At 67.6% G+C, this 21,917-nt stretch carries 18 protein-coding genes; 8 read left to right on the top strand and 10 right to left on the bottom strand.

Annotated features, from left to right (window positions below; all coding sequences use genetic code 11):
• Window positions 1-185: 185 nt before the first annotated feature.
• The gene (locus C665_RS06475; RefSeq protein WP_040828685.1) at window positions 186-1,334 is read left to right on the top strand and encodes an MFS transporter; all 1,149 of its coding nucleotides are present in this window, start codon (window positions 186-188) and stop codon (window positions 1,332-1,334) included.
• Window positions 1,335-1,351: 17 nt separating this feature from the next.
• On the opposite strand, the gene C665_RS06470 is transcribed toward C665_RS06475, so the two are convergent.
• Complete coding sequence (locus C665_RS06470; RefSeq protein ID WP_004303342.1) at window positions 1,352-2,260, bottom strand: DMT family transporter; 909 nt, start codon at window positions 2,258-2,260, stop codon at window positions 1,352-1,354.
• A gap of 232 nt (window positions 2,261-2,492) precedes the next feature.
• On the opposite strand from C665_RS06470, the gene rocF reads away from it, so the two are divergent.
• Complete coding sequence (rocF, locus tag C665_RS06465) at window positions 2,493-3,425, top strand: arginase (protein WP_004303339.1); 933 nt, start codon at window positions 2,493-2,495, stop codon at window positions 3,423-3,425.
• A gap of 117 nt (window positions 3,426-3,542) precedes the next feature.
• Here rocF and C665_RS06460 read toward each other — a convergent pair whose 3' ends face one another.
• The 4 genes from C665_RS06460 to aotJ form a co-directional block, all read right to left on the bottom strand.
• Window positions 3,543-4,325, bottom strand: a complete 783-nt coding sequence (locus C665_RS06460; RefSeq protein WP_012585561.1) for an ABC transporter ATP-binding protein — start codon at window positions 4,323-4,325, stop codon at window positions 3,543-3,545.
• A gap of 112 nt (window positions 4,326-4,437) precedes the next feature.
• Window positions 4,438-5,172, bottom strand: coding sequence for an ABC transporter permease (locus C665_RS06455; RefSeq protein ID WP_004303336.1), 735 nt, complete (start codon window positions 5,170-5,172; stop codon window positions 4,438-4,440).
• Window positions 5,173-5,180: 8 nt separating this feature from the next.
• Window positions 5,181-5,873, bottom strand: a complete 693-nt coding sequence (locus C665_RS06450) for an ABC transporter permease (RefSeq protein ID WP_004303334.1) — start codon at window positions 5,871-5,873, stop codon at window positions 5,181-5,183.
• Between the two features lie 106 nt (window positions 5,874-5,979).
• Window positions 5,980-6,771, bottom strand: coding sequence for an L-arginine-binding protein AotJ (gene aotJ, locus C665_RS06445; RefSeq protein WP_004303332.1), 792 nt, complete (start codon window positions 6,769-6,771; stop codon window positions 5,980-5,982).
• Window positions 6,772-7,074: 303 nt separating this feature from the next.
• Between aotJ and C665_RS06440 the strand changes: the two genes are divergently transcribed.
• Window positions 7,075-8,091 carry an LLM class flavin-dependent oxidoreductase gene (locus C665_RS06440; RefSeq protein WP_231570756.1) on the top strand — a complete coding sequence of 339 codons (1,017 nt, stop codon included), beginning with the start codon at window positions 7,075-7,077 and terminating at the stop codon, window positions 8,089-8,091.
• Window positions 8,092-8,227: 136 nt separating this feature from the next.
• On the opposite strand, the gene lon is transcribed toward C665_RS06440, so the two are convergent.
• The 5 genes from lon to C665_RS21270 form a co-directional block, all read right to left on the bottom strand.
• Window positions 8,228-10,651, bottom strand: a complete 2,424-nt coding sequence (gene lon, locus C665_RS06435; RefSeq protein WP_004303330.1) for an endopeptidase La — start codon at window positions 10,649-10,651, stop codon at window positions 8,228-8,230.
• Window positions 10,652-10,758: 107 nt separating this feature from the next.
• A complete protein-coding gene (gene clpX, locus C665_RS06430) occupies window positions 10,759-12,027 on the bottom strand; it encodes an ATP-dependent Clp protease ATP-binding subunit ClpX (RefSeq protein WP_004303328.1) in 1,269 nt (422 codons plus the stop codon).
• An 18-nt stretch (window positions 12,028-12,045) separates the two neighbouring features.
• Window positions 12,046-12,684, bottom strand: a complete 639-nt coding sequence (gene clpP, locus C665_RS06425; protein ID WP_004303326.1) for an ATP-dependent Clp endopeptidase proteolytic subunit ClpP — start codon at window positions 12,682-12,684, stop codon at window positions 12,046-12,048.
• Window positions 12,685-12,704: 20 nt separating this feature from the next.
• Entirely contained in the window at window positions 12,705-14,012 is a 1,308-nt protein-coding gene (gene tig / locus C665_RS06420; protein WP_004303324.1) for a trigger factor, read from the bottom strand.
• Between the two features lie 235 nt (window positions 14,013-14,247).
• Window positions 14,248-14,379, bottom strand: coding sequence for a hypothetical protein (locus C665_RS21270; protein ID WP_261788916.1), 132 nt, complete (start codon window positions 14,377-14,379; stop codon window positions 14,248-14,250).
• On the opposite strand from C665_RS21270, the gene C665_RS06415 reads away from it, so the two are divergent.
• From C665_RS06415 to nadC, 5 genes are all read left to right on the top strand, one after another.
• A complete protein-coding gene (locus C665_RS06415; RefSeq protein WP_004303323.1) occupies window positions 14,372-16,294 on the top strand; it encodes a PrkA family serine protein kinase in 1,923 nt (640 codons plus the stop codon). The two genes, C665_RS21270 and C665_RS06415, sit on opposite strands and share 8 nt — an antisense overlap.
• A gap of 76 nt (window positions 16,295-16,370) precedes the next feature.
• Window positions 16,371-17,639: a YeaH/YhbH family protein gene (locus C665_RS06410; RefSeq protein ID WP_004303321.1), complete on the top strand. Its 1,269-nt coding sequence runs from the start codon at window positions 16,371-16,373 to the stop codon at window positions 17,637-17,639.
• Complete coding sequence (locus C665_RS06405; protein ID WP_004303319.1) at window positions 17,636-19,189, top strand: SpoVR family protein; 1,554 nt, start codon at window positions 17,636-17,638, stop codon at window positions 19,187-19,189. The genes C665_RS06410 and C665_RS06405 overlap by 4 nt, the downstream gene beginning before the upstream one ends.
• 138 nt (window positions 19,190-19,327) lie before the next feature.
• Window positions 19,328-20,869, top strand: a complete 1,542-nt coding sequence (locus C665_RS06400; RefSeq protein ID WP_004303318.1) for a bifunctional ADP-dependent NAD(P)H-hydrate dehydratase/NAD(P)H-hydrate epimerase — start codon at window positions 19,328-19,330, stop codon at window positions 20,867-20,869.
• A gap of 132 nt (window positions 20,870-21,001) precedes the next feature.
• Window positions 21,002-21,847, top strand: coding sequence for a carboxylating nicotinate-nucleotide diphosphorylase (gene nadC / locus C665_RS06395; protein ID WP_004303316.1), 846 nt, complete (start codon window positions 21,002-21,004; stop codon window positions 21,845-21,847).
• Window positions 21,848-21,917: the final 70 nt, after the last annotated feature.

Below are 21,917 nucleotides of genomic sequence, written 5' to 3'. Positions count from 1 at the left end.
CCATATATGGATCAAGTGTTCAGAATATATTGGACGATGGGTTCGGCGCCATCCTAAGATCGCTGCAGATCCGCTCGGCCTATCGCCACCGCTACGCCATGCCCGCACACTCCGCCGCTCGTCCCGGCCCCTCGCCCGACCAGCTCGAGGCCGGTACGCCCGGCTACCGCCGCGCCAACCTGGCGATGTTCGTCGGCGGCTTCGCGACCTTCGCCATGGTCTATAGCACCCAGCCCCTGCTGCCCCTGCTCGCTGCCGAATTCGGTGTGGGTGCGGCGAGTGCCAGCCTGACGGTGTCGGCCACCACTGCCGGACTCGCGCTGATGCTGATTCCGGCCAGCGTGCTCGCCGACCGCCTCGGCCGCCAGCAGGTCATGAAGGCGGCGCTTGTGATCGCCGCCCTGTTCGCGCTGGCCACCGCCTTTGCGCCCGACTACGGCTCGCTGCTGGTCTTGCGCACACTCCTCGGCGGGGTCATCGCCGGGCTCCCCGCCGCCGCCATGGCCTACATCGGCGAGGAGATCGCCCCCGGCGCGCAGGCACGCGCGATGGGGCTCTACATTGCCGGCAACGCCCTCGGCGGCATGAGCGGACGCTTCGTCGCCGCGCTGCTGACCGACTGGAGCTCCTGGCGGGTCGCACTCGGGATGATCGGCGTGCTGGGGGCGGTCTCCGCACTGGTGTTCTGGCGCCGCCTGCCGGCCTCGCGCAACTTCCGCGCACGCGCCGCCACGCCGGCGCGGATCTTCGCGGACACGCTGGCGATCTACCGCGATCCCGGCCTGCCCGCGCTCTTCCTGGTCGCCTTCCTCGCCATGGGCGGCTTCGTCGGGCTGTACAACTTTCTCGGCTTCCGCCTGCTCGAGCCGCCCTACGGGCTGGGCCAGAGCGCGATCGGCGCGATCTTCCTGCTCTACCTGGTCGGCACCTGGGCCTCGGCGGCGAGCGGCCGCCTCGCCGAGCGCCGCGGCCGGCGCAAGGTGCTGTGGCCGATGGTCGCGGTGATGGGCGCCGGGCTCGCGCTCACCCTGGCGCGGCCGCTGTGGCTGATCATCGCCGGCGTCGGCGTGTTCACCTTCGGCTTCTTCGCGGCGCACGCCCTCGCCAGCGGCTGGGTGGGCCGGCGCGCCGGCGAACGGCGCGCACTCGCCTCGGCGCTTTATCTGTCGAGCTACTACCTCGGCGCCAGCGTGCTCGGCAGCCTTGCCGGCACGGCCTGGGCCGATTGGCGATGGGCGGGCGTGGCCGCGCTGGTGGGGCTGTGCGTGCTGTTCACCGGAGCCTGCGCGCTGTGGCTGCGGCGACTGCCGGCGCCCGCGGGCGGTACGGACTGAAGGACGCGCAGGCCGCCTCAGCCCGCCTCCACCGACACGGTCCGTCGTTCCCGCCACAAAGGCAGGATCTGCACCGCCAGCACGCAGGCGAAGATCAGCAGGCCGCCGGCCATCTGCTCGGCAGTGAGCGTCTCACCCAGCACGAAGCGGCCGGCCAGCGCGGCGAACAGGGTCTCGCAGCTCAGCACGATGGCGGCGTCGGCCGCCGGGGTGTGGCGTTGCGCCACCACCTGCAGGGTGAAGCCCACGCCCACCGACAGGATGCCGGCGTAGGCGATCGACGGCAGCGCACGCTCGAGCGCGCCTGACGAGACCTCCTCGGTGCCGAAGCCTACCGCCATGCCGAGCCCCCCGACGACGAGGAACTGCAGCATCGCCACCGTCACCGAGGCCCCCTTGCGCGCCGCCACGCGCCCCACCAGCATCACGTGGGCGGCCCAAAACAGCGCGCTCGCGATCACCCACAAGTCGCCCACCGAAAGCGCGGCCAGGCTGCCGCCGCCAAGCAGGTAGGTGCCCGCGACGCAGCCCAGGCTCGCCGGCCACACCGACCAATGCGAGCGCTCGCGCAGCAGCAGCGCGCCGGCGATCGGCACGAGGGGGACGTAGAGCGCGGTGAGGAAACCGGCATTGCTCACCGTGGTGCTCATGATGCCGATCTGCTGAAGCGCCGCGCCGAGGAACAGCACCGCGCCGAGCAGCGCGCAAGCAAGCAGGTCGCGCGCGTCGAGGAAGGTGCCACGACGACCGAGGCGTCGCAGTTCGAGGACGGCGAGCGGCGCCACCATCACCGCACCGAAGAGGAAGCGCGCGCCGGTGAACGTGAACGGCCCGACGTCGCGCATGCCGGTCTGTTGCGCGACGAAGGCGGTGCCCCAGATGAGCGCCGCGACGAGCAGCAAACCGTTGGCCTGCGCGCGCTTCATCTCGTCGCCTCGACGGCGGGCCGGGTGAAAACACGGGAAAGACGAATTGAAACAGTCGACACGGATACTCCCAAGGGCACGGGCGCCATCGATCGAGAGCCGGGGCACCGTCGCGCGCGCGGCAGATCACCCGGCCCGGCAAAAAAGGCGCAAGTGTTACACGCTCGGGGGCGCCCCCGTCAATCCCGACCGCAGCTGCCATCGCGGCAACACCTGAGGTAATCTCGCGGCCATGGAAAATCTCAAAGTCAGTCTGATCGGGGTGCCCACCGACGTCGGCGCAGGCGTGCGCGGCGCGAGCATGGGACCGGAGGCCTTGCGCGTAGCCGGCCTGGGGCGGGCCATCGCCGCCTTCGGCGCCGAGGTGCGCGACTGCGGCAACCTCGCCGGCCCGTCCAACCCGGAGCTGCCGGCGGTAAACGGCTTCCGCCACCTTGCCGAAGTGGCGCAGTGGAACCTCGCGGTCCATCAGGCCGTTTACGCGGAACTGTCCGAAGGTCGCGTACCGATCATGCTCGGCGGCGATCATTGCCTCGCGATCGGCTCGATCAGCGCGGTGGCCCGCCACTGCCGCGAGACCGGCCGCAAGCTGCGCGTGCTGTGGTTCGACGCCCACGCCGACCTCAACACCGCCACCATGACGCCGTCGGGCAACATCCATGGCATGCCGGTCGCCTGCCTGTGCGGCCATGGCCCCGAGATGCTGACCGGCATTGGCGGCGAGATGCCGGCGATCCGGCCCGAGCAGATCCGCCAGATCGGCATCCGCAGCGTGGACGAGGGCGAGAAGCGCTTTCTGCACGATCTCTGCGTCGAAGTCTTCGACATGCGCTACATCGATGAGATCGGCATGCGCGCGACCATGGAGCAGGCGCTCGCCGGCGTGGACCAAGACACGCACCTGCATGTGAGCCTGGACGTGGACTTCCTCGACCCGACGATCGCCCCGGGCGTCGGCACCACGGTGCGCGGCGGACCGACCTACCGCGAGGCCGAGCTGTGCATGGAGATGATCGCCGACACCGGCCAGCTCGCCTCGCTCGACATCGTGGAGCTCAACCCGGCGCTCGACCACTGCAACATGACCGCCGAGCTGGCGGTCGATCTGGTCGAGAGCCTGTTCGGCAAGAGCACGCTGATGCGCATGCACCGCAACTACCGCTGAACGCAGCGGGACACCCGCCGACTCGGCTTGTCACGGTGCTTGTGCGCGACGGCCTTCAAGGCGTCGGCCGGAGAGCGTGGGCCGCCGTGCCGTAACACGATCGGCGCACCGGTCAGATCACTTCAGATTGCCCGAGAGGAACTGCTGCAGGCGTTCGCTGCGCGGACGCACCAGCACCTCCTTGGGGTCGCCCTCCTCCTCGACGCGCCCCTGGTGCACGAAGATCACGTGGTTGGACACCTCGCGCGCGAAGCCCATCTCGTGCGTCACCACCATCATCGTGCGGCCTTCCTCGGCGAGCGAGCGCATCACCTTGAGCACCTCGCCGACGAGTTCGGGGTCGAGCGCCGAGGTCGGCTCGTCGAACAGCAGCACCGCAGGCTCCATCGCCAGCGCGCGCGCGATCGCCACGCGCTGCTGCTGGCCGCCCGACATGTGCGCAGGATAGGCATCGCGGAACTTCCACACCCCCACCCGCTCCAGGTAGCGCTCGGCGCGCTCGCGGGCCGCGGCCTTCGACAGTCCGAGCACATGCACCGGCGCCTCGACGACGTTCTCGAGCACCGTCATGTGGCTCCACAGATTGAAGTGCTGGAACACCATCGACAAGCGCGTGCGGATCTGCTGCAACTGGTGCGCGTCCTTGACCACCAGCTCGCCCTTGCGGTCACGCACCAGCTCGACCTCCTTGCCGCCCACCAGGATGCGCCCGGCGGTCGGGCACTCGAGGAAGTTGATGCAGCGCAGCCACGTGCTCTTGCCGGAGCCGGAGGACCCGATGATGCTGATCACGTCGCCCGAGTTCGCGGTCAGCGAGACGCCCTTGAGCACCTCATGGTCGCCGTAGGATTTGTGCAAGTCTTCGACGCGGACCTGTTCGACGCTGGCCTTGTGGTTCATGTTGTTCTCTTGCATCGGGGCTTGCGCGGCACCCGGCATGTCGCCACGAGCCGCGGCGAACCGCCGCCAGGAATCGGCAGCGTTCGCCGCTTCGGGCTCGCGGCAGGGTTGATCAGGACTGCCTGCCCGCCTCCGCCTTGCGCGGAGCCAGGTGGGCGAGCCAGCGGTGCTCGGCGAGCTTGAACAGCCCCACCAGGGCGAAGGTGAGCGCGAGGTAGATCAGGCCGACGAAGACGAAGGACTCGAAGGGTGCGAAGTGGCGCGAATACACGTTGCGCGCCGCACCGGTGAGGTCCACCAGGGTTACCGCGCTGGCGATCGCCGACCCCTGCAGCATCAGGATCACCTCGTTGCTGTAGCTCGGGATCATGCGCCGTAGCGCCGACGGGATCACGATGCGCTGCAGGGCCTTCAAGCGCGTCATGCCCATCGCCTTGGCGGCCTCGAGCTCCCCGTGCGGCGTGTTGCGCATGCTGCCGGCGAGGATCTCGACGGTGTAGGCACAGGTGTTGAGGCCGAAGGCGAACAGCGCGCAGAAGTAGGGTTCGCGGAACAGCGACCACAGCGGATGCCCGGCCTCCCACGCCGCGCGCATCCATTCCCACTGCGAGGCGCCGTAGTACACCAGCAGCAGCTGCACGAGCATCGGCGTGCCGCGGAAGAAGTAGGTGTAGGCCGCGACCGGGGCCGACACCAGACGGTTGGGCGACAGCCGCATGACCGCGAGCGGGATCGCCACGAAGAAGCCGAACAGCAACGCCAAGCCGGTGAGCTGGACGGTCATCCACAGCCCGCGCCAGAACTCGGGCAAGCTGCCGGTGATGACCTTGAAGTCGAAGAATTCCATGTCCGCCCTCAGACCCGGGTCTCGCGCACGCCGGCACTGTAGCGCCGCGTGAGCACGCCGAGGCCGTAGCTCGACAGCGCGGTCATCGCCAGGTAGAGGACGCAGACCGCAAGATAGAAGGTGAATGGCTGGTGCGTCGAGCGCCCGGCCTGGTCGGCGATCCGCGTCATGTCGGAGAGGCCGATCATGGACACGATCGCCGTGCTCTTGAGCAGCACCAGCCAGTTGTTGCCGATGCCCGGCAGCGCGAAGCGCAGCATCTGCGGGAACAGGATGCGGCGGAACACCTGCAAGGCGCTCATGCCGTAGGCGCGCCCGGCTTCGAGTTGGCCCGCCGAGACGGCCAGGAAGGCGCCACGGAAGGTCTCGGTGAAATAGGCGCCGAAGATCAGTCCGATCGTCAGCACGCCGGCAACGAAGGGATCGATCTCGATGAAGTCCCAGCCGAAGTAGTCGATCACCGCATTGAGCAGCAACTGCCCGCCGTAGAACACGAGGAGCATCATCACCAGATCGGGCACGCCGCGCATCACCGTCGTGTACAGCATCGTCCACAGCCGCAGCGGCAGGAAACCCGACAGTTTGCAGGCAGCCCCGATCAGGCCGGTCGCCAGCGCGAGCAGCACCGACATCAAGGCCACCTTCAGGGTGACCCAGGCGCCGGCGAGCAGGCTGGGGGAGTATTCGATCAGGGCATCCATGGCGCACCGATTCGCAAAGGTAAACGCGCACGCTCCCGGTCCAGGGAGCGTGCGCGCGGCAGGGTAACCGCAGGGGCCGCGCTGGCTTGACCGCAGCCCGGCATGGTCAGTTGCCGTAGATGTCCATCGGGAAGTACTTCTTCTGGATCGCATCGTACTTGCCGTTGGCGCGGATCGCGCCGAGTGCCTGGTTCAGCTTCTCGGTGAGCTCCTTGTCGCGCTTGCGCACCGCGATGCCGATGCCCTCGCCGATCACCGCCTTCTCGTCGGCGTCCTTGCCGAAGAGGCGTTCGCCGGCGACGTCGTAGCCCGCGCCCTCGGGTTTGGTCAGGAAACCGCCGTAGGCCTCGAGGTAATCGGAGAAGGCCGCATCGAGACGTCCGGCGCGCAGGTCGAGGTAGGCCTCGTCCTGCTTGGCGTAACGGATGATCTGCATGCCTTTGCCGTCCCAATACTTGGTGGCGAAGTTGTCCGATACCGTGCCGCGCTGCACGCCGACCTTCTTCCCGGCCAGGGAGGGGAGATCGGGCCGCAGGGTCGAGCCCTTCTTCGCGATCAGGGCCAGCGGCGACGCATAGTACTTCTCGGTGAAATCCACCTTGGCCTTGCGCTCGTCGGTGATCGACATCGAGGCAATGATCGCATCGAACTTGCGCGAGACCAGCGCCGGGATCATGCCGTCCCACTCCTGCTTCACCCAGGTGCACTTGGCCTTCATCTCCTCGCACAAGGCATTGCCGATGTCGATATCGAAACCTTGCAGGCTTCCGTCGGCGGCGATGAGGTTGAAGGGAGGGTAGGCGCCCTCGGACGCCAGGCGGATCTCGTTCCAGTCCTTGGCAAAACCGGCGCCGGCGTGAAGGGTGAGCACCGCGCACAGAAGGGCGTATTTTTTCATCCAGAACTCCTCGATTGTCTTGTTGTAGGTTCTTCCGCGCCGCTGCGGCGGAGCCTCACGCACAGCGACAGATCGACCGGCAGTGCAGAGGGGGCGAATGGTGTCAAAAAACGCCCTCCACCTCAATTGCCGTATTCCACGATCTGTGCCCGTTCCGGGGTCCTCGGGGCGCCACGATCGACACCGCGAGCAAGTTTCCGGCAAGCGTATCACGCCACGCAATCCGACTGGCGCTCGCCCCCGGGCTGGCACCGGCGGCGGCTCTATGGCGTAATGGCGGACCTCGTTCCAACCGACTTTTCCATGCCCTCCTCCGCCCCACTCTCGGTGCTCGACCTCGCACCGGTCGCCGCCGGCAGCACGCCGGCCGATGCGCTGCGCAACACGCGCGAACTCGCCCAGCTCGCCGACCGCTGCGGCTACACCCGCTACTGGCTGGCGGAACACCACAACATGACCGGTATCGCCAGCGCCGCCACCGCGGTGGTGATCGGCCACATCGCCGGCGCCACCCGGCGCATCCGCGTCGGTGCCGGCGGCATCATGCTGCCCAACCACGCACCGCTGGTTATCGCCGAACAGTTCGGCACCCTGGAGTCGCTCTTTCCGGGCCGCATCGACCTCGGTCTCGGGCGTGCGCCGGGCACCGACCAGACCACGGCGCGCGCGCTGCGCCGCAATCTCGCCGGCAGCGACGACCAGTTCCCGCACGACGTGCTCGAGCTGCAGTCGTACTTCCAGCCCGCCAGCCCCGGACAGGCCGTGCGCGCGGTGCCCGGCGAAGGGCTGCAGGTGCCGATCTGGCTGCTCGGCTCCAGCCTCTACGGTGCCGAGCTCGCCGCCCACCTCGGCCTGCCTTTCGCCTTCGCCTCGCACTTCGCACCGCGCTTCCTGTTCCAGGCGGTCGAGATCTATCGGAGCAATTTCCGTCCGTCCGCCCAGCTCGACAAGCCTTGGTTCGCAGTCGCCGCCAACGCGATCGCCGCCGACACCGACGCCGATGCGGAGCGCCTCTTGCGCTCGCTACGGCTGCGCTTCGCGGCGATGGCGCGCGGCGTGCGCGGGCAGTTGCAGGCGCCGGAAGCCTTCATCGAGGCGGACTGGTCACCGGCCGAGCTCGCCTTCGCCGAGCAGTCGCTCGCGTGCTCGGCGGTGGGTGCGCCCGACACGGTTCGCCAGCAGCTCGAGACGCTGATCGAGCGTACCGGCGCGAACGAACTCATCCTCACCGCACAGATCTTCGATCATGGCGCGAGGCTGCGCTCTATGGAACTCGTGGCACAGGCCTGGGGCTTGGCGGTGGAGGAGGCCGCGGCCTGAGCGCACACCTGCTGGGCGGCCACCGACGGAGGTCGAAGGCCGTGCAGGTGCGACGCAAAGCAATAAAGCCGCGGGCCCTTGCGGGGCGCCACGGCTTATTGGATCCGGCACCGGCCCGAGGGCCGGGACGGCAGGTTTAGTGCGGACGCAGGTTGGCCTGGTCGCCTTCGACACCTTCGGCCGCCGGCGTGGCGGGCGCCGCCGGGGCCGGCTCCTCGGGCAGCGGCTCGGGCTTGCGCTCGAGGGCGAGTTCGAGCACGCGGTCGATCCACTTCACCGGCACGATCTCGATCGCGTTCTTGATGTTGTCGGGGATCTCGGCGAGATCCTTGACGTTCTCCTCCGGAATCAGCGCGGTGCGGATGCCACCACGGACGGCGGCGAGCAGCTTCTCCTTGAGGCCGCCGATTGCCAGCACCTCGCCGCGTAGCGTGATCTCGCCGGTCATCGCCACGTCGCAACGCACCGGGATGCCGGTGAGCACCGACACCAGCGCGGTCGAAATCGCGATACCCGCCGACGGACCGTCCTTGGGGATCGCGCCCTCCGGCAGGTGGATGTGCAGATCGCTCTTCTGGTAGAAGTCCGGGTCGATACCGAGCGAACGCGCACGCCGGCGCACCACCGACAGCGCGGCCTGGATGGACTCCTGCATCACCTCGCCGAGCTTGCCGGTGGTCACGACCTTGCCCTTGCCGGGGAGCTGCACCGCCTCGATGGTCAGCAGTTCGCCACCCACCTCGGTCCATGCGAGACCGGTAACCTGGCCGATCTGGTTCTCCTTCTCCGCCATGCCGAAGCTGTACTTGCGCACGCCGAGGAACTTGTCGAGGTTACGGGCGTTGACCACCACCTTGCTCGTGCGGCTCTTGAGCACCAGCTGCTTGACCACCTTGCGGCAGACCTTGGAGATCTCGCGCTCCAGGCTGCGCACTCCGGCCTCGCGGGTGTAGTAACGCACGATGTCGCGCACCGCCTCCTCGGTGACCGAGAGTTCCTCGCGCTTGAGGCCGTTGTTCTTCATCTGCTTGGGCAGAAGGTAACGCTGGGCGATGTTGATCTTCTCGTCCTCGGTGTAACCCGACAGACGGATCACCTCCATGCGGTCGAGCAGCGCAGCCGGGATGTTGAGGGTGTTGGCGGTGGCCACGAACATCACGTCCGACAAGTCGAAATCGACCTCGACGTAGTGGTCCTGGAAGGTGTGGTTCTGCTCCGGGTCGAGCACCTCGAGCAGCGCCGACGACGGATCGCCACGGAAATCCATGCCGAGCTTGTCGACCTCGTCGAGCAGGAACAGCGGGTTCTTGACCCCGACCTTGCTCATGTTCTGCAGGATCTTGCCCGGCATCGAGCCGATATAGGTGCGGCGGTGGCCGCGGATCTCGGCCTCGTCGCGCACGCCACCCAGTGCCATGCGGATGAACTTCCGATTGGTGGCCTTGGCGATCGACTGGCCGAGCGAGGTCTTGCCCACGCCGGGGGGGCCGACCAGGCACAGGATCGGCGCCTTGACCTTGTCCACACGCTGTTGCACGGCAAGGTACTCGAGGATGCGTTCCTTGACGCGCTCGAGGCCGTAGTGGTCCTTGTCGAGCACCTTCTCGGCCTCGCCGAGGTCCTTGCTGACGCGCGACTTCTTCTTCCACGGCAGGCTGATCAGGGTGTCGATGTAGTTGCGCACCACGGTGGCCTCGGCCGACATCGGCGACATCAGGCGCAGCTTCTTGAACTCGGCCTCGGCCTTGGCGAGCGCCTCCTTGGGCATGCCGGCGGCCTTGATCTTCTTGTCCATCTCCTCGAGATCGGCACCCTCCTCGCCCTCCCCGAGCTCCTTCTGGATGGCCTTGACTTGCTCGTTGAGGTAGTACTCGCGCTGGCTCTTCTCCATCTGGCGCTTGACGCGGCCGCGGATGCGCTTTTCGACCTGCAGGATGTCGAGCTCGCCCTCGAGCTGGCCGAGCAGCTTCTCGAGGCGTGCGCCGGTGTCGAACATCTCGAGGACTTCCTGCTTCTGCTCGAGCTTGAGCGGCAGGTGGGCGGCGATGGTGTCGGCGAGGCGCCCGGCCTCCTCGATGCCCGCGAGCGAGCCGAGGATCTCGGGCGGGATCTTCTTGTTGAGCTTAACGTACTGGTCGAACTGGGCGATGATCGCGCGCCGCATGGCCTCCAGTTCGTGGCTCGGCGCCTCGGCGACCGGCACCGGGCGCACGCTGGCGACGAACAGGCTGCGGATGTCCTCGACACGCTCGATGCGCGCGCGCTGCACGCCCTCGACCAGCACCTTGATCGTACCGTCGGGCAGCTTGAGCATCTGCAGGATGTTCGCGATGCAGCCGATATCGTAGAGATCCTCGACCGCGGGCTCGTCCTTGGCGGCGGACTTCTGCGCCACCAGCAGGATGCTCTTGCCGTCTTCCATGGCGCTCTCGAGCGCCTTGATGCTCTTCGGGCGGCCGACGAAGAGCGGGATCACCATGTGCGGGAAGACCACCACGTCGCGCAGGGGCAACAGCGGCAGTTCCATCGCTTCGTTGGGGAGGGCAGCGGGACCCGACATTTTCTAGGTTTCCTCAAGCAAAAGGTCACACCCATATGAGGGCGTGACCCGGAAATTCAAGCGGCCGGCCGGAGCCGGCCTCGCCGGATCAGGCGACGGTAGCGCGCTCAGTTGGCGCCCGACACCTTCTGCTGCTCGGCGTAGATCAGCAAGGGCTTGCCGCCGTCTTCGATGGTCGATTCGTCCACCACCACCTTGGCCACGTTGTCGAGCGTCGGCAGGTCGTACATGATGTCCAGCAGCGCCACCTCGAGGATGGAGCGCAGGCCGCGCGCCCCGGTCTTGCGCTTGATCGCCTTGCGCGCCACGGCATGCAGCGCGTTGGGACGGATCTCGAGCTCGACCCCCTCCATGGAGAACAGCTTCTGGTATTGCTTGACCAGCGCGTTCTTGGGCTCGATGAGGATCTGGATCAGCGCCGCCTCGTCGAGTTCCTGCAGCGTGGCGACCACCGGAAGGCGGCCGATCAGCTCGGGGATGAGGCCGAACTTGATCAGGTCCTCCGGCTCCACCTGGCGGAAGGTGTCGGTGAGGTTCTTGCCTTCCTTGCTCTTGACCTCGGCGCCGAAGCCGATGCCGACCTTCTCGGTGCGGTTGCGGATCACCTTTTCCAGGCCGTCGAAGGCGCCACCGCAGATGAACAGCACGTTGGTGGTGTCGACCTGGATGAAGTCCTGGTTCGGATGCTTGCGCCCGCCCTGCGGCGGAATCGACGCAACCGTGCCTTCGACCAGCTTGAGCAGCGCCTGCTGCACGCCCTCGCCCGACACGTCGCGGGTGATCGACGGGTTGTCGGCCTTGCGCGAGATCTTGTCGATCTCGTCGATGTAGATGATGCCCTGCTGCGCCTTGTCGACGTCGTAGTCGCACTTCTGCAGCAGCTTCTGGACGATGTTCTCGACGTCCTCGCCGACGTAGCCGGCCTCGGTCAGCGTGGTGGCGTCGGCCATCACGAAAGGCACGTCGAGCAGGCGCGCGAGCGTCTGCGCGAGCAGGGTCTTGCCAGAGCCGGTGGGGCCGATCAGCAGGATGTTGCTCTTGGCGAGCTCGACATCGTCCTGGCGCGCATCGAGGTGGCGCAGGCGCTTGTAGTGGTTATACACCGCGACGGCGAGACTGCGCTTGGCCAGCGACTGCCCGATCACGTACTGGTCGAGGATGGAGCAGATCTCGTGCGGGGTGGGCAGTGTGCCCTTGATCCCCTCGCCATCCTCCGCGCCGACGACCTCGTCGCGAATGATGTCGTTGCAGAGCTCGATGCACTCGTCGCAGATGAAGACCGAAGGGCCGGCGATCAGCTTGCGCACCTCGTGCTGGCTCTTGCCGCAGAAGGAGCAGTACAGCAGCTTGTCGCCGCCAGCCTTCTTGTCCGTCATGTGGGGGTTCTCCAGAAATCAGGTGTCGTCGCGGCTGGTGAGCACCTTGTCGACCAGGCCGTACTCGACGGCAGCCGTCGCCGACATGAAGTTGTCGCGATCGGTGTCCTTCTCGATGCGCTCGAGCGCCTGTCCGGTGTGCTTGGACAGCATGTCGTTGAGGCGCGAGCGCAGGTAGAGGATCTCGCGGGCGTGGATCTCGATGTCCGAGGCCTGGCCCTGGAAGCCGCCGAGCGGCTGATGGATCATCACGCGCGAGTTCGGCAGGATGAAGCGCTTGCCCTTCTCGCCCGCCGCCAGCAGGAAGGCGCCCATGCTCGCCGCCTGGCCGATGCACAGCGTGCTGACGTTCGGCTTGATGAACTGCATGGTGTCGTAGATCGCCATGCCGGCGGTCACCGACCCGCCGGGCGAGTTGATGTAGAAGTAGATGTCCTTGTCCGGGTTCTCGGACTCGAGGAACAGCAACTGGGCGACGATCAGGTTGGCGGTGACGTCGTTGACCGGGCCGACGAGGAACACCACCCGCTCCTTCAGTAGGCGCGAATAGATGTCGTAGGCGCGTTCGCCGCGACCACTCTGTTCGACCACCATCGGAACCAGGCCGAGACCGACCGGGTTCCAGTCGCTGCTGTGCTGGGGTGTTCCTTGCATCATTCGTCAGACCCTCTGCGACCTCAGGCCGCGTTGTTGCCCATCAGTTCGTCGAACGCCACGTCCTTGTCGGAAGTGTCGGCCTTCGCGCACACCCACTCGACGACGTTGTCTTCGATGACCACCGCCTCGGCCTGCGCCAGACGTTCCGGTTGAGCGTAATACCAGCGCACGAGTTCCGAGGGATCCTCGTAACTTTGCGCCATTTCCTCGACCAGGGCGCGGATCTGCTCGGGCTTGGCGTGCAGCTCGCTGGTCTTGACCAGCTCGGCCATGATCAGGCCCAGCTTGACGCGGCGCTCGGCCTGGTCCTTGAACCACGACGGATCGACCGGGATGTCCTTGGTCTTGAGGCCGCGCATCTCGAGGTCGCGACGGGCGTTGTCGGCGAGCTGGTTCGACTCGGCCTGCACCAGCGCCTTGGGCACCTCGATCGGGGCGACCTCGATCAGCGCGTCCATCACCTGCTCCTTGAGGCGGGACTGGATGCGGCGCTTGACCTCGCGCTCGAGGTTGCCCTTGACCTCCTCGCGCAGCTTGGCGACGTCGCCGTCGGCCACGCCCAGCGACTTGGCGAAGTCGGCGTCCACCTCGGGCAGCACCGGCTCCTCGACGGCCTTGACGGTGATCTCGAACTGAACCTGCTTGCCTGCCAGATCGGCGGCGTGATAGTCCTCGGGGAAGGTCATGTCGAAGGTCTTGCCCTCGCCGGCCGCGAGGCCGACGACGGCATCCTCGAAGTCCTTGAGCATGGAGCCGGCGCCGACCACGAAGGGGAAGTCCTGCGCCTGGCCGCCATCGAACACCTCGCCACCCATGCGGCCGGTGAAGTCGATCACCACGCGGTCGCCCTGCACGGCGGCGCGCTCGACCGCCTTGAAGCTGGTGCGCTGCTTGCGCAGGACCTCGATGGTCTTGTCGACCTCGGCGTCACCCACCTCGAGCACCGGGCGCTCGATCTTGCGTCCGGCGAACTCGCCCAGGACCACGTCGGGGTACACCTCGAACACGGCGGTGAATTCCAGCGTACCCTCGGCGGCGCCGTCCTTCGGCTCGATGCTCGGATAGCCGGCGACGCGCAGGTTGTCGGCACGCACCTTCTCCCCGAAAGCCTTCTCGACCGCCGCACCGACGGCTTCGCCGCGGGCCTGGCCGCCGTGGGTCTGGGCGACGATCTTCATCGGCACCTTGCCCGGGCGGAACCCCGGCATCTTCACCGTGCGCGCCATGCGCTTGAGGCGGGCGTCCACCTCTTTCTCGATGTCCGCGAGCGAAACGGAGATGTCGATACGGCGCTCGAGCGCGCTCGGGGTTACCTGGTTCTGCTCCATTGAGTCGATCCTGAGAAGTCTGAAAAACGCTCCCGCCGGGCGCTTGCGGCACACTCGCGGGGACCGGAGGCGCACTTTGCCAGCGTGAGCACATTGAACTGAGTCGGGCATTCTAGCACAGGCGTCGCGCTTGTCCCGTGCCCGGGAAAGGCCCTGTAGCGGGTCGTGACACAGTCCACGCCCGCTCACGAAAAAAGCGCCGCAAGGGGTGGAACTCCCACCCATCATGGGGTTCTCATGTACAGACCCGGTACCCCGTCACGGCGAGCCGGGCACCGCCGAGCAGGCGGATGACGCGATCCTGCTTCACCTTGCGGCAGCCCCTTTCGCGCCGCATTGCGCCCGACGAGGAGACGACCATGTCCATCTTCAACGCCTACCAGGCACGCTTCGAAGCGGCCCGCGAGGAAGAGATGTCCCTGCAGGACTATCTCGAACTCTGCCGCACCGACCGCATGGCCTACGCCACCGCCGCCGAGCGCATGCTCGCGGCCATCGGCGAACCCGAACTGGTCGACACCCGGCTCGATCCTCGCCTGTCGCGGATCTTCTCCAACAAGATCCTCAAGCTCTATCCGGCCTTCCGCGACTTCTACGGCATGGAAGAGGTCATCGAGAACATCGTGTCCTACTTCCGCCACGCCGCCCAGGGCCTGGAAGAGAAGAAGCAGATCCTCTACCTGCTCGGGCCGGTGGGCGGGGGCAAGTCCTCGCTCGCCGAAAAGCTCAAGAGCCTGATCGAGCGCATCCCCTTCTACGCGATCAAGGGCTCGCCGGTGAACGAATCCCCGCTCGGCCTCTTCAACGCCGCCGAGGATGCGCACATCCTCGAGGACGACTTCGGCATCCCGCGCCGCTACCTCGGCGGCATCATGAGCCCGTGGGCGGTCAAGCGCCTGCACGAGTACGGCGGCGACATCACGCGCTTCCGCGTGGTCAAGCTCGGTCCCTCGGTGCTGCGCCAGATCGCGGTCGCCAAGACCGAGCCGGGCGACGAGAACAACCAGGACATCTCCTCCCTGGTCGGCAAGATCGACATCCGCAAGCTCGAGCAGTACTCGCAGGACGACCCCGACGCCTACAGCTACTCCGGCGGCCTGTGCCTGGCCAACCGCGGCCTGCTCGAGTTCGTCGAGATGTTCAAGGCGCCGATCAAGGTGCTGCACCCGCTGCTGACCGCAACCCAGGAGGGCAACTACAAGGGCACCGAGGGCTTCGGCGCGATCCCCTTCGACGGCATCGTGATGGCACACTCCAACGAGTCCGAGTGGGTCGCGTTCAAGAACAACCGCAACAACGAGGCCTTCCTCGACCGCATCTACACCGTCAAGGTGCCCTACTGCCTGCGCGTCTCCGACGAAGTGAGGATCTACGAGAAGCTGCTCGTCCACAGCTCGCTCGCCGAGGCGCCGTGCGCACCCGACACTCTCAAGATGATGGCGCAGTTCGCGGTGCTGTCGCGCCTCAAGGAGCCGGAGAACTCGAGCATCTTCTCCAAGATGCGGGTGTACGACGGCGAGAACCTCAAGGACACCGACCCCAAGGCCAAGAGCTACCAGGAGTACCGCGACTACGCCGGGGTGGACGAAGGCATGACCGGGCTGTCGACCCGCTTCGCCTTCAAGGCCTTGTCGAAGATCTTCAACTTCGACCATCGCGAAGTCGCCGCCAACCCGGTGCACCTGATGTACGTGCTCGAGCAGCAGATCGAGGCCGAGCAGTTCCCGCCCGAGACCGAGGCGCGCTATCTCGGCTACATCAAGGAATACCTCGCCCCGCGCTACGCCGAGTTCATCGGCAAGGAGATCCAGACCGCCTATCTCGAGAGCTACTCCGAGTACGGGCAGAACATCTTCGACCGCTACGTGATCTACGCCGACTTCTGGATCCAGGACCAGGAGTTCCGCGACCCGAACACCGGCGAGATCCTCGACCGCGCAGCGCTCAACGAGGAACTGGAGAAGATCGAGAAGCCTGCCGGAATCAGCAACCCGAAGGACTTCCGCAACGAGGTGGTCAACTTCGTGTTGCGCGCGCGCGCGAAGCACGAAGGCCGCAACCCGAGCTGGACCTCGTACGAGAAGCTGCGCGCGGTGATCGAGAAGAAGATGTTCTCCAACACCGAGGATCTGCTGCCGGTGATCAGCTTCAACGCCAAGGCCAGCGCCGACGAGCTGAAGAAGCACCAGGACTTCGTCGACCGCATGATCGACAAGGGCTACACCGAGAAGCAGGTGCGCCTGCTCTGCGAGTGGTACCTGCGCGTGCGCAAGGCGTCCTGATTCGCGAGCCACGGTCCGGCCCGGCCCGCGCCATCGCTGCGCGGAGCCCGGCCGGACGCGGACACCGGGAGGAGACATGGTCCGCATCATCGATCGGCGCTTCGACAGCAAGAACAAGAGCGCGGTGAACCGCCAGCGCTTCATGCGCCGCTTCAAGCAGCAGATCCGCAAGGCGGTATCCGAGGCGATCCACGGCCGCTCCATCCGCGACCTGGAGAACGGCGAGCAGATCTCCATTCCCGCGCGCGATCTCTCCGAGCCCTCTCTGCACCACGGCAAGGGCGGCATCTGGGAGCAGGTCTTCCCCGGCAACGACCAGTTCAGCACCGGCGACCGCATCAAGCGCCCACTCGGTGGCGCTGGCGACGGTGCCGGCAAGGGCAAGGCGAGCCAGGACGGCGAGCACGAGGACGACTTCGTCTTCCAGCTCTCGCGCGAGGAGTTCCTCGACCTCTTCTTCGAGGACCTCGAGCTCCCCCGCCTGATCCGCACCCAGCTCGCCAAGGTCACCGACTACAAGACGCGGCGCGCCGGCTTCACGTCCGATGGCGTGCCCGCGAACATCAACATCGTGCGCTCGATGCGCGGAGCGCTCGGGCGCAGGCTCGCGCTCGGCTCGCCCTGGGCTGCACGCATCCGCGCGCTGCAGCAGGAACTCGACGAAGCGCTCGCGCGCGCCGGCGAAGACAGCGAGGAAGTGCGCGACCTGCGCGAGGAACTCGCCGCGCTGCGCGCGCGCATCGAACGCATCCCCTTCATCGACCGCTTCGACCTGCGCTACAACAACCGCGTCAAGGAGCCCCGCCCCACCACCCAGGCGGTGATGTTCTGCGTGATGGACGTCTCCGGCTCGATGGACGAGGAGCGCAAGTCCATGGCCAAGCGGTTCTTCATGCTGCTCTACCTGTTCCTCACGCGCAGCTACGAGCACATCGAGGTCGTCTTCATCCGTCACCACACCGTGGCCAAGGAAGTCGACGAGGACGAATTCTTCCACTCGCGCGAATCCGGCGGCACCGTGGTCTCCAGCGCGCTCGAGCTGATGCGCAACATCCTGCGCGAGCGCTACGCCAACGGGCAGTGGAACGTCTACGGCGCCCAGGCCTCCGACGGCGACAACTGGGACAACGACTCACCGGTGTGCGGGCGCCTGCTCGGCAAGGAGATCCTGCCCTGGTGCCAGTACTTCGCCTACGTCGAGATCACCGCCGGCGAGCCGCAGAACCTGTGGCGCGAGTACGCCAAGCTCGAGGCCGCGCACGACAACTTCGCGATGCAGCGCATCGAGTCGCCGGCCGACATCTACCCGGTGTTCCGCGAACTGTTCAAGAAGACGATCGCATGAAGACCCCCCGCCCCCGCACGCGCGGCCGCGCCGCCAAGGCTCCGCTCCCCTCCGGCTCGGAATGGACCGTCGAGGCCATCGACCGCTACAACGAGGAGATCGCCCGGGCCGCCGCGCACTACAAGCTCGACACCTACCCGGTGCAGGTCGAGATCATCACCGCCGAGCAGATGATGGACGCCTACGCCTCGGTGGGCATGCCGGTCAACTACCACCACTGGTCCTTCGGCAAGCACTTCCTCGCCACCGAGAAGGGGTACAAGCGCGGGCAGATGGGCCTGGCCTACGAGATCGTGATCAACTCCAACCCCTGCATCGCCTACCTGATGGAGGAGAACACGCTCACCATGCAGGGCCTGGTGATCGCCCACGCCGCCTACGGCCACAACAGCTTCTTCAAGGGCAACTACCTGTTCCGCACCTGGACCAACGCCGACGCCATCATCGACTACCTGCTGTTCGCGCGGAACTACATCACCCAGTGCGAGGAGCGCCACGGCGAGGAAGCCGTCGAGCTGCTGCTCGACTCCTGCCACGCCTTGATGAACCTCGGCGTGGACCGCTACAAGCGCCCGCCCAGGCTCTCGCTCGCCAAGGAGAAGCTGCGCCAGCAAGAGCGCGAGGAGTACCTGCAGAGCCAGGTCAACGACCTGTGGCGCACACTGCCCGCCCACGAACTGCGCACCGATGCCCGCGCCGAGGCGCGCTTCCCGCCCGAGCCCGAGGAGAACCTGCTCTACTTCGTCGAGAAGAACGCCCCGCTGCTCGAGCCCTGGCAGCGCGAGGTGGTGCGCATCGTGCGCAAGATCGCGCAGTACTTCTTCCCGCAGCGCCAGACCCAGGTCATGAACGAAGGCTGGGCCACCTTCTGGCACTACACCCTGCTCAACCACCTCTACGACGAGGGTCTGCTCGCCGACAGCTTCATGCTGGAATTCCTGCAGTCGCACACCAACGTCGTCGCGCAGCCGCCCTACAACAGCCGCTGGTTCGGCGGGATCAACCCCTACGCGCTGGGCTTCGCGATGTGGCGGGACATCCGCCGCATCTGCGAGGACCCCGACGAGGAAGACCGCCGCTGGTTCCCCGAGATCGCCGGCAGCGACTGGCTGGAAACCTTCGATTTCGCGATGCGCAACTTCAAGGACGAGAGCTTCGTCGCGCAATACCTGTCGCCCAAGGTCATGCGCGACTTCCGCCTGTTCGCGGTGCTCGACGACGACCACGAGGACAAGCTCGAGGTCTCCGCGATCCACGACGACGGGGGCTTCCGCAAGCTGCGCGAGATCCTCTCCGACCAGTACAACCTGGGCGCGCGCGAACCCAACGTGCAGGTGTGGAACGTCGACCTGCGCGGCGACCGCTCGCTCACCCTGCGCCACACCCCCTTCCGCCGCCGCCCGCTCGGCGACGGCACCGACGAAGTCATGCGCCACCTTGCCCGCCTGTGGGGCTTCACCGTGCGCCTCGAGCGTGCGGACGACGACGGCAAGGTCGAACTCCTCCACGAGATCCGCGGCGAGACCACCCGCCCCCGCCCGCCCGGCTGAGCGCCTGTCGCCCGAAGCGACCCGAAGGCCACCGCAGGGGCGACGCGGGTCGCGCTCCGGCCGCCAAGATTGCGCCCGCGCGCATTGGGCGCGCGCAGCCGAGGACGTAGAATCCCGACTCCCCCACCGGAGTCCGTCATGTTCAGCCCCCTGCGTCCGATCTACCCCGTCGCCGGCATCCGCGAGATCGAGGACAAACTCATCCCGAACGCCCGCCCGCCGCTGATGGAGCGCGCCGGGCGCGCCGCCGCGCAGGATGCGGTACGGCTGATCATGGATCGCCCCGGGCCGATCCTGATCGCCTGCGGCCCTGGCAACAATGGCGGCGACGGCTTCGTGATGGCGCGCCAGCTCGCCCAGGCCGGGCGCGAGGTGGTGGTCGCGTTCTGCAGCGCGGCCGAGCGTCTGCCGGCCGAGGCGGCCAAGGCGCACGCCGACTACCTCGCCGCCGGCGGCAGCATCGTCTCCGACCTCCCCGCCGCGCCGGCCAACGGCTGGGCCCTTGTGGTCGACGCGCTCTTCGGGATCGGCCTCGGACGCCCGATCGAAGACCGCTACGCGAGCTGGATCCACACCCTCAACGCCCAACCCTGCCCGCGCATGGCGCTCGACGTCCCGAGCGGACTCGACGCCGACACCGGCAGCCCGCTCGGCGCCACCTTCCGCGCCACCCACACCACCACCTTCATCGCCCTCAAACCCGGCCTGCTCACCAACGACGGCCCCGACCACTGCGGCGAGATCAGCGTGCAGCGCATCGAGATCGACGCCCCTGCCTGGCTGCCGGCGCGCGGTTACGCGATCGCATCCTCGCTGTTCCGCCATCTGCTGCAGCCGCGCCCGCGCAACACCCACAAGGGTCTCTACGGCGACGCCGCCATCCTCGGCGGCAACGCCGGCATGGTCGGCGCCGCGCTACTCGCCGGCCGCGCCGCGCTCTGGCTGGGGACGGGAAGGGTCTATGTCGGCCTGCTCGACCCCGCCGGCCCCGCGGTCGACTTCGCCCACCCCGAGCTCATGCTGCGTCGCGCCGAGACCCTGCCCGAGCGCCTCAGCGCGCTCGCCATCGGCCCCGGCCTGGGCACCCAGGGCGCGTCCGCCAACGTGCTCGCCGACGCCCTCGCGCGCCCGATCCCGCTGCTCCTCGACGCCGACGCGCTCAACCTCCTCTCCGCCGATGCGGCGCTGCGCCGGGTGTTGTGCACGCGCGGCGCAGCCACCGTGCTCACCCCCCACCCCGCAGAGGCCGCCCGCCTGCTCGGCAGCGACACCGCAAGCGTGCAGGCCGACCGGCTGCGTGCCGCGCTCGAACTCGCCCGCCGCTACCGTGCCTTGGTCGTGCTCAAGGGCTGTGGCAGCATCGTCGCCACACCCGACGAGCGCTGGTTCATCAACGGCAGCGGCCACTCCGGGATGGCAAGCGCGGGCATGGGAGACGTGCTGAGCGGCCTCGTCACCGGCCTGCTCGCGCAGGGCTGGCCGCCCGAGTCCGCGCTCATCGCCGGCGTACACCTGCACGGTGCCGCAGCCGACCGACTCGCACGCGAAGGCATCGGTCCGGTCGGGTTGAGCGCGAGCGAGACCATCGACGCCGCCCGTGGCGTCTTCAACGGCTGGCTGATCGAGGCGCAGCGCGAGCCGCGCAACACCGGCCCCCATTCCCCGCGGACCGGGCGCTGAGCGCGCCGGTGCTAGAATCGCAGCATCCCGGCGGCGCCACCGGGCGCAGCCACCCGGCGCCTGGCGCGTCTGTGCCTGGCCGCCGCCTCGCCCGGCCCGCCGCCCTTCCCGCCTAACCTTGCAGGTCCTCCCATGCTCTCCGAACAGCTCCGCGTCGAAATCCAGCGCAACATCGCAGCCTCGCTCGCCGAGGACATCGGCACCGGCGACCTCACCGCGCGCCTGATCGCACCGGACACCGAGGCGCGCGGCCGCGTCATCACCCGCGAGGACGCGGTCATCTGCGGCACCGCCTGGTTCGACGCCGCGTTCGCCGCGCTCAGCCCGGCGGCGGTGGTGCACTGGCACGTCAAGGACGGCGACAGCGTCAAGGCGGGGCAGACCCTGTGCGAGATCGCCGCGCGCGCACGCGTGCTGCTGACCGCCGAGCGCACCGCGCTCAACTTCCTGCAGCTGCTCTCGGGCACCGCCACCGTCACCCGCCGCTTCGTCGATGCGGTGGCCGGCACCCGCGCCAAGATCGTCGACACCCGCAAGACCCTGCCGGGCCTGCGCCTGGCGCAGAAGTACGCGGTCGCGATCGGTGGCGGCACCAACCACCGCGTCGGCCTCTACGACGGCATCCTGGTCAAGGAGAACCACATCATCGCGGCCGGCGGCATCCGCGAGGTGGTCGAGCAGGCAAGTGCCATCGCGCCCTCGAACGTGTTCATCGAGGTCGAGGTGGAGACACTGGGGCAACTGCGCGAGGCGCTCGATGCCGGCGTGAAGATGATCCTGCTCGACAACATGACGCTCGAGCAGATGTGCGAGGCGGTGGCTATCAATGCCGGCCGCGCCGAACTCGAGGCCTCGGGTGGCGTGAATCTCGAGCGCGTGCGCGCGATCGCCGAGACCGGCGTCGACCGCATCTCGATCGGCACCCTGACCAAGGACGTACGAGCGCTCGACCTGTCGCTGCGCCACGTCGAGCGCTGAGGGCGCGGGTCCGCCCATGGCCGCCAGCGCCCCCCTGCCCCCTGCCGCGCCCGCCGCTTCCGACCCGCCC

The organism is Thauera aminoaromatica S2 (genome assembly GCF_000310185.1).
Taxonomy (GTDB): domain Bacteria; phylum Pseudomonadota; class Gammaproteobacteria; order Burkholderiales; family Rhodocyclaceae; genus Thauera; species Thauera aminoaromatica.
This window is presented reverse-complemented; position numbering and strand designations above follow the sequence as displayed.